The sequence below is a fragment of the Gardnerella vaginalis genome, assembly GCF_040427915.1.
In the GTDB taxonomy this organism is placed as follows: Bacteria; Actinomycetota; Actinomycetes; order Actinomycetales; family Bifidobacteriaceae; genus Bifidobacterium; species Bifidobacterium vaginale_C.
Window position 1 is genome coordinate 368602 of sequence record NZ_JBETXJ010000002.1, and the last position, 11811, is coordinate 380412.

9 protein-coding genes are annotated in these 11811 nt (G+C 44.4%); 4 read left to right on the top strand and 5 right to left on the bottom strand.

All coding sequences use genetic code 11. The features are described 5' to 3' along the window. Window positions 1-9: 9 nt before the first annotated feature. The 3 genes from ABVC65_RS01470 to ABVC65_RS01480 all read right to left on the bottom strand — a co-directional run bounded on the left by ABVC65_RS01470 (window position 10) and on the right by ABVC65_RS01480 (window position 3234). Complete coding sequence (locus ABVC65_RS01470; RefSeq protein WP_004124111.1) at window positions 10-843, bottom strand: carbohydrate ABC transporter permease; 834 nt, start codon at window positions 841-843, stop codon at window positions 10-12. Beyond that, window positions 840-1775: a carbohydrate ABC transporter permease gene (locus ABVC65_RS01475; protein ID WP_116692464.1), complete on the bottom strand. Its 936-nt coding sequence runs from the start codon at window positions 1773-1775 to the stop codon at window positions 840-842. Before ABVC65_RS01475 ends, ABVC65_RS01470 begins: the two co-directional genes overlap by 4 nt. Before the next feature lie 70 nt (window positions 1776-1845). Further along, window positions 1846-3234 (bottom strand): extracellular solute-binding protein, encoded by a 1389-nt coding sequence (locus ABVC65_RS01480; protein ID WP_353582433.1) that lies wholly within the window; start codon window positions 3232-3234, stop codon window positions 1846-1848. A gap of 258 nt (window positions 3235-3492) precedes the next feature. Between ABVC65_RS01480 and ABVC65_RS01485 the strand changes: the two genes are divergently transcribed. Further along, window positions 3493-4509, top strand: coding sequence for a LacI family DNA-binding transcriptional regulator (locus ABVC65_RS01485; protein ID WP_004124119.1), 1017 nt, complete (start codon window positions 3493-3495; stop codon window positions 4507-4509). Here ABVC65_RS01485 and ABVC65_RS01490 read toward each other — a convergent pair. After that, complete coding sequence (locus ABVC65_RS01490; protein ID WP_353582434.1) at window positions 4493-5266, bottom strand: TraX family protein; 774 nt, start codon at window positions 5264-5266, stop codon at window positions 4493-4495. The two genes, ABVC65_RS01485 and ABVC65_RS01490, sit on opposite strands and share 17 nt — an antisense overlap. 537 nt (window positions 5267-5803) lie before the next feature. Next, window positions 5804-7510, bottom strand: coding sequence for an alpha-amylase family glycosyl hydrolase (locus tag ABVC65_RS01495; protein WP_353582435.1), 1707 nt, complete (start codon window positions 7508-7510; stop codon window positions 5804-5806). A 514-nt stretch (window positions 7511-8024) separates the two neighbouring features. On the opposite strand from ABVC65_RS01495, the gene ABVC65_RS01500 reads away from it, so the two are divergent. The 3 genes from ABVC65_RS01500 to ABVC65_RS01510 all read left to right on the top strand — a co-directional run bounded on the left by ABVC65_RS01500 (window position 8025) and on the right by ABVC65_RS01510 (window position 11731). Continuing rightward, a complete protein-coding gene (locus ABVC65_RS01500; protein WP_353582436.1) occupies window positions 8025-9254 on the top strand; it encodes an extracellular solute-binding protein in 1230 nt (409 codons plus the stop codon). A 159-nt stretch (window positions 9255-9413) separates the two neighbouring features. Continuing rightward, complete coding sequence (locus ABVC65_RS01505) at window positions 9414-10814, top strand: carbohydrate ABC transporter permease (protein ID WP_353582437.1); 1401 nt, start codon at window positions 9414-9416, stop codon at window positions 10812-10814. After that, window positions 10811-11731, top strand: coding sequence for a sugar ABC transporter permease (locus tag ABVC65_RS01510; RefSeq protein ID WP_004123106.1), 921 nt, complete (start codon window positions 10811-10813; stop codon window positions 11729-11731). Before ABVC65_RS01505 ends, ABVC65_RS01510 begins: the two co-directional genes overlap by 4 nt. The last annotated feature ends 80 nt before the right edge of the window (window positions 11732-11811 follow it).

Below are 11811 nucleotides of genomic sequence, written 5' to 3' on the forward strand. Positions count from 1 at the left end.
TTACCACTTCTACTTGCCACTACCAGTTGAAATTCCAGCAATAAACTGCTTTTGGAACACCAAGTACACTACTATTACAGGAATAATAGCAAGCGATGCCGCAGCAAACAAACCGCCGTAGTCAGTTCCAAATCTTCCGCTAAACGTCTTCAATCCAACTGCAAGAAGCTGCTTTTTCTCGTCTGTAATCATAAGGAATGGCCACAAATAGTCTTCCCAATTCCACAAGAACGTAAATATTGCGAGCGCAGCAATAGTATTGTGGCTCATTGGCAGAATTATTCTGTGGAATATTCTAGAATCCGAAGCTCCATCTAGTTTTGCTGCTTCAATCAATTCGTCGGATATTCCGCTTATTGATTGTCGGAATAAGAAGATTCCAAATGCGCTTATTAAGCCTGGAACTATAAGTGCACGATACGTATCTTGCCAACCAAAGCTAGTCATCATGTCGTATTGCGGAATGATTGTTACTGCCCAAGGAACCATCATCGTGCTTATTACTATTCCAAAAAGCAGATTTCTGCCACGGAACCTCATTTTTGCAAACACGTATCCAAGAACGGCACTCGTGTAAATGGCTATTACCGTTTTAACTACCGATATAAACAATGAGTTAAAGAATAGCCTCAAAAAGTCGAATTTCTCTTGAATCCCAACGTAATTCCCAAATGTGCTTGGCTTTGGGAACAGCCCCCCATCTATGCGCACAATGTCGCTGTTTGGAGCAAAGGAAGATACAAACATCCAAATAAATGGCACGATTGTTAAGAAAGACAATAAGAATAGGAATATTGTTAGAAACCATCCAATAATGCTCTTTTTAAGATTTTGTTTTTTCATACTAACTCACTATCCTTAGACGCTTTAAACATTATGAATGTTAGGATTCCAGTGATTATAAATAGAACAACGCTCATTGCAGATGCTATTCCAAAGTTATACTTTTGGAACGCTTGATCAAAAATTAGGTAGCTGATTGTGTACGTTGATGTTCCTGGACCACCATTGGTCATAACAAGAATCTGAACATACGCTTGAATATAACCAATCATAGATGTGATTACTATAAAAAGTGTTGTTGGCTTTAGCAATGGAACTGTTATTCTAAAGAATTTTTGCACGCTATTAGCGCCGTCTATTTCTGCCGCTTCGTAAACATCTTTTGGCAGATTCATTAGTCCAGCCAAATATAATACCGTTGCGTAGCCAAAGTCTTTCCAAATTGTCATTATTATGATTGCTGGCATAGCCCAAGTGGAACTGTGCAACCAATTTATATTTAAGCCTGTAACCCTATCGATCATGCCAAACTGCGGGTCAAACATCCACATCCACACAAAGCTCACTGCCACCAACGGCGTAATTGTTGGCATGTAGAAAAGACCTCGCAACGTGTCTTTGCATTTAACAAGCTTGGAGCTTAACAACATTGCAAAACCAATGCCAAGAATAACGCGGAATACAACAGATACAAACGTAAAGATTGCGGTGTTTGCAATGGACTTCCAGAATAACTTATCTACTAAAATCTGCTTAAAATTATCCAGCCCAACCCAATTGTATGTTCCAACAAGCGGATTCCATTCGTGGAAACTGCCTGCAAAAGCCTTATATATTGGATAGGCAAGAAAAATCACAAAATAAACAATCAGAAACACTACTGCTATATTCCGAAAGGAGAAGGTTCGAGAAAGAGCAGTGCTTATTTTTGACATACCACCATTATGTTTTCTCATTTTGCTCAAATGAGAATCCTGATTAACTTGTTTCATGATTTTCCTTGCCTTACCTACTGAGCACAGTGATTACGATTTACAACTAGTTAACTAATCTGCTTTGTTTTTACTTGTGCTCTTTGAAGAACTCATACTTACTTTCTGCAGACGTAAACTTAGAATTCTTCATATCTTTAACCATTGTTGCTTGAGCCTCTTTGATTGCATCATCAATAGACTCACCATTTTGCATAACGTTCTGGAAAGCAGCCTTGCTACTTGTTTCCACGGTAGAAGGCGTGATTCCTGGCCAGATTAGGCGATCTGCACGCGGCTGAATCGCAGCCATTACTGGAGCCTTTAGAATCTCAGGATCGTTTTGCAAAGACTTCTTTGCTGGGAACGAGTTCAAATGCTTTACTGCCGAGCGAATAAACGCATCGTTAGCGAGAATGAACTTAATAAAGTCTTGAGCAACCTCTTGCTGATCTTTTGACTGGTGAGCGTTAATTCCTGGAGTGGATTCTCCATTGTAGCGATCGTACGCAAATGGCTTTTCTTTTGTAAATGTTGGAGTTGGGAAGACTCCATATTCAATATTTGGGTACTTTTCTTTTAGCACACCTTCGAGCCATCCCCAGGCATAAACCATTCCAGATTGGCCGTTTCCAAAGCTTTGCGTGTAATCCGTGCCAAAGTCGGTAGAAATGACCTTGTCTTTGTCGTACAAATTCTTCAAGAACTTCATGTTTTCACGCGTGACTTTGTTGTCAAAATTAGGCTTCTTGCCACTTTCATCAAAAGCAAGTTCACCACGCTGATAGTTCAATCCTTGATTGATTGCAGCATAAGCATCGCCGTTCACGTTAAATCCAGCCTGTTCCATCTTGGAACCGTTCCACTTAGTGAGTTTCTTTGCCACTTCGCGCAACTCATCCCAAGTAGAAGGAATATCTGCCTCGGTTAAGCCAGCTTCCTTCCAAAGCTTCTTGTTGTAGTAAATGTTTCCCGTATTGATTACGGAATCAATGTACTTTACATTACCTTTATCATCTTCATGCGCACTCGCCGTTGCGTAATCCGATTCCATAGCAGCCTTGTCAATCTTGTAATCGGCAGCATATGGGCGAATAAGCTCATCTTTGGAGTTGTGAATATTGAACAAAGCTGGGCCCTTTGTTCCCTTTAGAGCAAGCGGAAGCTTTGTCCAGTAATCATCCCAAGCAACGTTCTTAGTCTTAAACTTTACATTTGGATAAATCTTTTGATAATCCTTAATCATGTCGTAAATTGGATCAGTGGACGCGTCTCCCCAGCTCCAATACTCAAGCTGGATTGGCTTTCCTTGATTTACTAAATGATTTGGGTCATACTTTAAAGCTTGACCCATAACAGCTAGGCCTTTGTCTTTCTTTGTATCTGTTACTCCTGCTGCACCATTATTCCCACATGCGGCAAGCGTAGAAATCATGCCCAAAACTGCTATACAGGATATGCATATTTTTTTAATCTTCATTGTTACTCCACTTCCTCGTGAAATTGATGGGTAATTTTATAATATTGCTTTAAGTTTGACTCGGTCAAACATTAAAAATGTAAATGTAAAGGTTTTCATTTTGAATCCTTAATACTAAGCTAGTTTTGCACGAATAAATACTTTTTAGGCGGCGTGTCTAAAAATGTAAACCTTTTCATTTATGATGACTAGAAGCAGGGTGATTACAAGAGATGCAGTTAAAAACTCTGCAGCTAAAACGCTTAAAAGAGGTGCGACTTGTCAAAAACTAGTATTTGCGATGTAGCAACACTGGCAGGAGTGTCGATTGCAACAGTCTCCAGAACATTCGCACACCCAGAAAAAGTCTCCGCATCTACACGCGCCAAAGTCATGCGCGCAGCTGAACAAATGGATTTCACTGTTTCTAGAACCGCCGGAGAGCTTAAAACAGGCAAATCGTATCGCATAACGCTACTAATCGGAAGCAGTAAAATCGAATGGTTTAGCTCGGCAATTATAGAAGGATTAAATAGCGTACTTAACAAAAATGGCTACGACCTTGTAATACACCTTTTAGAAGGAGTTGAACAAAGAAAAAACTTCTTTAAAGAACTGCCTTTACGCGCAAACACAGACGCAATAATCGTATCGTCATTTGACATAAGCAGCAATGAGGCCGAACAATTACAACGCATAAACGTACCAATTGTCGGAATAAACTGCACAGCTTCTAAAGTGCTCTCTGCATCAATCGGAATCGACGATGCTCTGGGCATAAAACTTGCGATTCAACACTTAGCAACATTAGGACATAAGCGTCTTTTATACGTGTATGAGCATTTTTGTTCATCTTTCCGCTTTAGCTCGTCAAGAAGAATCACAAGCTTTGAAAACGTGTGCAACAATATTGATGGAATGCAAGGGAAAGTACTACCAATAGACATAAAAGATGACCCCATAGATGCCACTCTTTCTGAGCTTTTTACACAAGAAAATCCTCCTACTGCAATATGCTTCCACCAGGATTCAACAGCAATGCCGTTCTTGTTTAGATTACAAAAATTAGGAATTCGCGTGCCTGAAGATTTATCGATTATAGGATTCGACAATGGCACTTATGCAAAAGAGGCTGGACTAACCACAATCCGTCAAAATCCTAAAACAATGGCAGAACAAGCTGGGAACATTGCGATATCTCTTATAGAAGGTAAAGCTGTAGCGCGAAGACATCTTACAGCTCCAGTGCAACTTATTATAAGAAATTCTACGGCTGCGCCTAAAGCAAAATCGTGAATGCGCTTGCGATTACAAGCATAAGCGGATACCACGCATACATAAGCCAGCGGAATTGCTTAGTTTGCTTAGGACCGTCGCCATACGGACTGCGGTAATGCAGCACAGCCACGCCAACGCCAGGCGCCAAAAGCGACATAGCGCCGAACGCGCCAGCAATCAGCTCCATGCGAATCTCATGGTTTTCTAGGAATCTAAAAATGAGAACAAATCCTAAAAGTAAAGCTCCGCCCCAAAAAATATTCTGCCTAAAGCCGACTTTTCCGAAAAGATTCCACAATATTCCTGCAACCAGAATTACTACGATTGACGCCACTTTTTGCGCGCCCTTAAAACGCGCACGAACCATGTCGATTCCCGAAAGCACAAACAGTGCGATAACAAGACCAAACACTGGGTTTTGCGAGCGCATATCGAAAGCGCAACCAAAGGTTGTAAAGTCGTACGGAACTTCGCAAATAAGAGCCAATATAAGCAGACGGAGCGTGTAAAGGTTGAGGTTATGCGTGTTTTGATATCCGCGAACGAGCAGCCACGCGTACCACGGCAGAGCCGACCAGCTTATAACTTCGCACACCACGGCAGCAGTGAGGCTCCACATGTTGGAATTGGAAAGACCTCCAAAAAGGTGCGGAATCACGGTTGTACCGAACGCGCTGAGCATCATCATTACAGCGCCGAGCAGCTTGAACTTTTTGAGCGTAATCCCCATTTTTATGTTCTTGTCTGCGCGGATCTTTGGTTTTAGCGCGTCCATAATTCACCTCTTGCTCGCACGCGTGGCGTTAAGTGCGTATATAAGTACGTATATAAATACGTATACTACGCCAAGCTGGGTAGAGATTCGAGATTTTTCGCAGCGGATGAAGCGAACCTCAGCATCTTTGATGGTGACTCGCTGAAGCAGCAAGAAAAATCGAGAATCTCAGGCGATTAAGCAATACGCAATTGCTCAAGCACGTAAGAGGGCTGGGTGATTCTTGGTCGAACAGTATAAGAGCGGCAGCCGATACCAAATAATACAATGATCAACCACTACAAACAAACTTCAACCAAAAACAAAAAATTAAAGCCAAATCGGAACAACCGCAACAACAACCAACACGCAAGAGGCGAAGCGTTGTGCGAATCGACGACTTCGAGCTGCATAGCGCGCGAGAAGTCACCTCGATTCGCTGAGCCGCTTAAATGTAAAGTCCAGTGGACTTTACATGCGACGAAGGCGTGAGCGCGGCTAATCCGCGCGAGCGTAGAAACACCCAGCCCTCACACAACGCTAAATAGGAAAATCGTGTTATAAAACAAACAGAGCGAAGGACTGCGCGCCGAGTTTAAGCGCGGAAGAGTCGCAAGTAACCGCTCCAACCGAAATCCGCGGCCGCAAAATCGCCTCTGGCGTAATCCCTGCAAGCGCGCTAAGCGAAATCGTCTCCTCGTTTAATCCAGGATTCATAGCCACAATAATTTTTTCTGTAGAGGATTCGCCATCCGACCCATCCGGCTCAGCCGCGCATCGCTCGTACGCAAAGCTGCGACCATCCACAGGCGCGTGCAACACTCTCCAAGTGGCATCCGCATGCAACGCCGCGCACTCGTGGCGCAAAGCAATCAGCGCGCGCACCCAGTTAAGCAGCGAATCGCCATCCTGCTCCTGCCCCAAAACTGTTGGAATTTCGCCACTTTGCACGGCTTGGTTGCGCGAATTTGCGCAAGTCCTTCCATCCGCGCGCGCCTCAACAGGCAAATACAACTTCGACTTTGCAGCCGTGGAGAATCCAAAATTCTTGGAATCATCCCACTGCATTGGCGTACGCGTACCCGTGCGCGCGTAACCGCCTTCTTTTGTAGGAATATCGCGGTATTTCATGCCGATTTCGTCGCCGTAATACACAAACGGCACGCCTGGCATTGTAAGAATCATGCCAAACGCAATCCGCCTTTCGCGCTCGCTTAATCGCGGAGCAAGTCGCGGCGTATCGTGATTGCACGTTATAAAACTAAAGTAGCCATCGTTACAAGTAGCCTCGTATTGTGGGCAATAATCGTCTAAAAATGGGCAAATGCTGCCGCCGCCACGCGCATTAAAGTAGCTGTGGTCGTGCTCGGGATTGCTGTCTAGCGCATTATCCACATCTCTAGCTAAGCGCGCATAACCGTTAGGATTCCCATCCCAGCGCCAATTCAAATAAAAGTCCATGTCGAACCCAGCAGCCAGCGCCTGACGAGGCCTGCCCCACTCCGAAACGAAAGCAGCCTGCGGATACTCGGCTTTTACAGCGCCCAGCATTTCTTGCCATGCGTGAATCGTGTTGTCTTTGCCAAGGCTTCCTTCGCCATTGTTGTCGTCGTTTTTTACAAGCGAATCCGCCATGTCTACGCGGAAGCCGTCTGCCCCAAGCGAAAGCCAGAATCGCATAACATCAACCATTGCAGCGCGAGTTTCTGCCGCCTCCTTGGAATCTGGCGCGGATTGCCACGCGCGATCCCTATGTGCAAAACCGTAATTTAGCGCTGGTTGGCATTTGAAGAAGTTAAGAATATACGTGGCATCTCGCTCGCTTTCGCCGCCAATAAACGGCATGGAATAGCCACTAAACGCACTGTCTGTCCATATGTATCGCTTGCTAAACTCGTTTTCTTGCGCGCGCGAGCTTTGCTTAAACCACTCGTGCTCTTCGCTTGTGTGACCTGGAACAAGGTCTAGCAAAATGTGCATTCCGCGATTGTGTGCTTCGCTAAAAAGACGCTGCAAATCCTCGTTTGTGCCGTAGCGCGCTGCCACTTTTTTGTAGTCGCGCACGTCGTAGCCCGCGTCTTTAAATGGCGAATCGTAGCAAGGATTTAGCCAGATTGCATTGCAACCAAGCGATTTTACGTAGTCGAGTTTTTCGATTATGCCTGGAATATCGCCGATTCCGTCGCCGTTTGAATCGTAGAAGCTTTGTGGGTAGATTTCGTAGAATACGGCGTCGCGCAGCCATTGCGCATGTTCGTTTTGCATATTTCCCCCGTTTTGTTGGCGTATATTAACTTTTGCGTATATTAACTTTTGACTTGTCCGACTTTATTTTACTATTAACATTCTTGCTTTTGTTTCCGCATTTTGTACCACATTTGACCTAAATCACGTACATTCTCAGGAAAACAACTCCGCACTTTGTACCACATTTGACCTAAATCACGTACAAAAAGCGGAAAAGATTGACGCACTTTGTAGCTAGCAATCATCAATTAGCTTAACCAATCAATAATAAAATTCCGTTAAATTTACTGAGTTATAGAATAAAATACGATTTTCTAAAGCTAAAAAGTCACTTTACAAACAATTTTTCTAATCACTTGCGACATGATTTGCTAACACTTTTATATCCGTGTATACTACACAGTGCTTATACACGGATTTCAATAAAAATGTGACGCTGCTCAACGCAGCAAAACGCGATGTTGCGCCACATGGAATCTGTTACTATGCCACCAAAGAACATGCCAAGCTGGCATGATATAGGAGGTCAAGGATGACGAATATGAAGAAAGTGCTGGGCGCAGGCCTCGCAATCGCTACAATGTTTGGATTTGCTGCATGCGGTTCTAGCACCAACGCTGGCTCCAGCAGCAAGTCAAACCCAGTAAAGCTCACCGTGTGGTCTTCTTCCGAAGATCAGAAGGCTGGCGGCTGGATTCAGGCTATGGAGAAAGCCTTCAAGAAGGATCACCCAGAGGTTACTTTTAAGAACGCTGTTGTTGCTCCACCAGATGCTGCTAAGACCGTTAAGCAGGATGCTAAGGCTGCTGCCGATGTTTACCTGTTCCCTAACGATCAGCTCGGCGACTTGGTAAAGGCAAACGCAATTGGCGAGTTGAGCGATGATGCCGCTAAGCAGGTTAAGGAAGACAACGATGAGACCATCATCCAGTCTATTACTGCTCAGGATGGCAAGATGTATGGCGTTCCATACATGGGCAACACTTGGTTCATGTACTACGATAAGTCCAAGTTCTCCGACGAAGACGTTAAGTCCCTCGACAAGATGCTCGAAAAGGGCAAGGTTGCTTTCGATATCAGCAACGCTTGGTACCTTCCAGGCTTCTACCTCGATGGCAACATGACCCTCTTCGGTGAGAAGAGCAACGATGGCAAGGCCGGCATCAAGATTGGTGACAAGGCTGCCGAAATCACTAAGTATGTTGCAAAGCTCATCCAGAACAAGAACTTCGTAATGGATGGCGATGGTGCTGGCTTGTCTGGCATTAAGAACCACACTGTTGACGCTTACTTCTCCGGCTCTTGGGATGCTGGCGACGTAAAGAAGGCTTTGGGCGACAACTATGCTGCTGCTCAGCTTCCAAAGTTCAAGTCTGAAGATGGCGAACATCAGATGAAGTCCTTCGCTGGCTCTAAGGCTGTTGCTTACAACCCTAACTCCAAGGCTCCAGAGATGGCCGCTAAGTTCGCTGCATTCCTCGGTTCTAAGGAATCCCAGGAGCAGATGTACAAGCTTCACGGCGATATCCCAGTTGCTAAGTCTTTGGCTGATCTCGTTAAGGACAACCCAGCCGCTGTGGCTCAGATGAACACCATTGCTAAGACTTCTGTCTTGCAGCCAACCGTTCCAGAAATGGGTGCCTTCTGGGATCCAATGAAGACCTTCGGTACTGCATTGGCAAACAAGGAAGTCAATGATGGTAACGCTGCTGCAAAGGTTGCAGACTTCCAGAAGGGCTTCGAGGAAGCTCTCAAGAAGTAAGTATTAACTTACGACTATTTTCTAAATTTAGATTCTTTCAAAAAGAGAATAATATTTAGAAAACAACGGCAAGGACGCCCCGCTCCCCTAAGGATTTTAAAATCGGGGCGGGGCGTCTTTTGCTTGTAAAAAGCCCCACAATTTTACGAAAGGCATGTCATGACTGGCACGACATCCACCAAGCGAGGGAAGCGTAAGAAGGCACCTGATGCCGAATACATTGCCCCTTCGCAATACTCATTACAGGAGGCTGCAAAGCACGCAGACGTACTGTCTTGGGTTTCGATAATTATCTTCGGTTTTGGTAACTTCGTTCGCAAACAGTACGTGAAAGGTCTCGTATTCATTCTATGCGAGGCTGGAGTTCTTGCCTTCTTGGCCACAACTGGCGCTGAATATCTACCAAAATTCGGTACTCTTGGTACTAGGAAGCAAGGTAGAGTAAAGATTAACGGCTTCTGGCACTATGTGGCTGGAGATAATTCTGTTGAAATTTTGCTGTATGGCGTTATGAGCATTGCAGCAATTGTTGTTTTAATTTATTTAGCTACTTTGTCTTTGCGTAGCGCATACAAAGCTCAGTCTTTTGTGGCACGCGGAGAAAAGCCTATTACTTTTGTTAAAGATGTTGAGTCTTTGCTCGACCGCCATGCGCACGTTGGTTTTATGACTCTTCCAACCGCTGGAATTGTTTTGTTCACGGTTTTGCCATTGGTGTTCATGATTTCGATGGCATTCACAAACTATGATCGCGACCACACATTGCTGTTCCATTGGGTTGGTTTGAACAACTTCTTTAAGATTCTTGGAAATACAACTGGAACCATTAATGCTGGAATCTTCTTTGATGTTTTGATTTGGACCCTTGTTTGGGCTTTCTTCGCTACATTCTTGAACTTCTTCTTCGGCATGTTTATGGCAATGATTATTAACAGACGCACAACTCGTCTTAAGAGCTTGTGGCGTATCTGCTTCTCTTTGACCATTGCTGTTCCACAGTTTGTGTCTTTGCTTGTTATGCACAGCATGTTGCAAAGAGATGGCGCTATTAACCGTCTTCTCATCTCTTCTGGCTGGATTCATTCTCCACTACCGTTCTTCCAGGATGCTACTTGGGCAAGGGTTACGGTTATTCTCATCAACCTTTGGGTTGGTATTCCTTACACCATCATGCAGATCACTGGTATTTTGCAGAACGTTCCAGCTGAACTTTACGAAGCAGCAGAGCTTGACGGTGCAAGCTGGTGGCAGCGTTTCATGAACGTCACTATGCCATACATCTTCTTCGTTATGACTCCATACCTGATCACCACCTTCACTGGAAACGTTAATAACTTCAACGTTATTTACCTCTTGTCTGGCGGCGAACCAACACCAATTGGTTCTTCTGCAGGTAAGACTGATTTGCTCATCACCTGGTTGTACAAGCTTACGGTTGATAAAGATAACTACAGCATGGGCGCGGTAATCGGCATTATGACATTCATTGTGCTTGCGATTGTTGCTTTGATAACATACCGCAACTCTGGCTCCTACAAGAATGAGGAGGGATTCCGGTGAGTAATAAGAAGGATCTTATGCAAGGCGAACAGACTGTGCATAGTGTACGTAGCGTCCCATTCTGGCGCGATCAGCGTATCCGCCGCATATTCGGAGACGTTGTAGCTCATCTGTTCCTGATTGTTATGGCTGTGATTTGGCTTGCGCCAATCGTATGGGTGTTCTTGGAAAGCTTTAACCAGAACACTGCACCATATCAGACAACATTCTTCCCAACTAAGTACACGTTTAATAACTACATTCAGTTGTTCACTGAAAGAGAAGTTCTTGACTTCCCACGAATGTTCTTGAACACCTTGATTGTGTCTATTTTCGTGTGCATTATCTCTCTGTTCTTCGTTCTTGTAGTAGCGTTCTGCATGTCTCGTTTGCGTTTCCGCGGTCGTAAGACATTTATGAACATTGCTTTGATTCTTGGTATGTTCCCAGGCATCATGGCAGTTATCGCTATCTACTTCATTTTGAAGGCTTTTGGCTTGACGAATGGCTCTGTTGTTCTTATTTCCCTTATAATCGTTTACTCTGCTGGTAGCGGCATGGGCTTCTACGTTATGAAGGGTTATATGGACACCATTCCAAAGTCTTTGGATGAGGCCGCTTATTTGGATGGCTGCACAACTTGGCAAGTGTTCTGGAAGATTATTCTTCCAATCTGCAAGCCTATGATTGTGTTCCAAGCTATTGTTAGCTTCTTGGGTCCATGGCTTGACTTCGTTTTGGTTAAGACTATTGCTCGTACTCAAGATAATTACACTGTGGCTTTGGGCTTGTACCAGATGTTGCAGAGAGAATACATCAATCACTGGTTCGCACGATTCTCCGCTGGAGCTGTGTGCGTTTCCATTCCGATTGCAATCCTGTTTATTGTCATGCAGCGATTCTATGAAGAGTCGATGTCTGGCTCTGTTAAGGGATAGTAACCTCTACAGCAATTGTGGGGTTTAATTGAAAATGGGGGCCGAGCGTTTTAAAGCGTTTCGGCCTTCATTTTCTGAAT

Bases quoted from the DNA above. Each gene is read 5' to 3' on its own strand.
- ABVC65_RS01495 (WP_353582435.1), bottom strand. From the start codon at position 7,510: ATGCAAAACGAACATGCGCAATGGCTGCGCGACGCCGTATTCTACGAA.
- ABVC65_RS01470 (WP_004124111.1), bottom strand. From the start codon at position 843: ATGAAAAAACAAAATCTTAAAAAGAGCATTATTGGATGGTTTCTAACA.
- ABVC65_RS01500 (WP_353582436.1), top strand. From the start codon at position 8,025: ATGACGAATATGAAGAAAGTGCTGGGCGCAGGCCTCGCAATCGCTACA.
- ABVC65_RS01505 (WP_353582437.1), top strand. From the start codon at position 9,414: ATGACTGGCACGACATCCACCAAGCGAGGGAAGCGTAAGAAGGCACCT.
- ABVC65_RS01480 (WP_353582433.1), bottom strand. From the start codon at position 3,234: ATGAAGATTAAAAAAATATGCATATCCTGTATAGCAGTTTTGGGCATG.
- ABVC65_RS01490 (WP_353582434.1), bottom strand. From the start codon at position 5,266: ATGGACGCGCTAAAACCAAAGATCCGCGCAGACAAGAACATAAAAATG.
- ABVC65_RS01475 (WP_116692464.1), bottom strand. From the start codon at position 1,775: ATGAAACAAGTTAATCAGGATTCTCATTTGAGCAAAATGAGAAAACAT.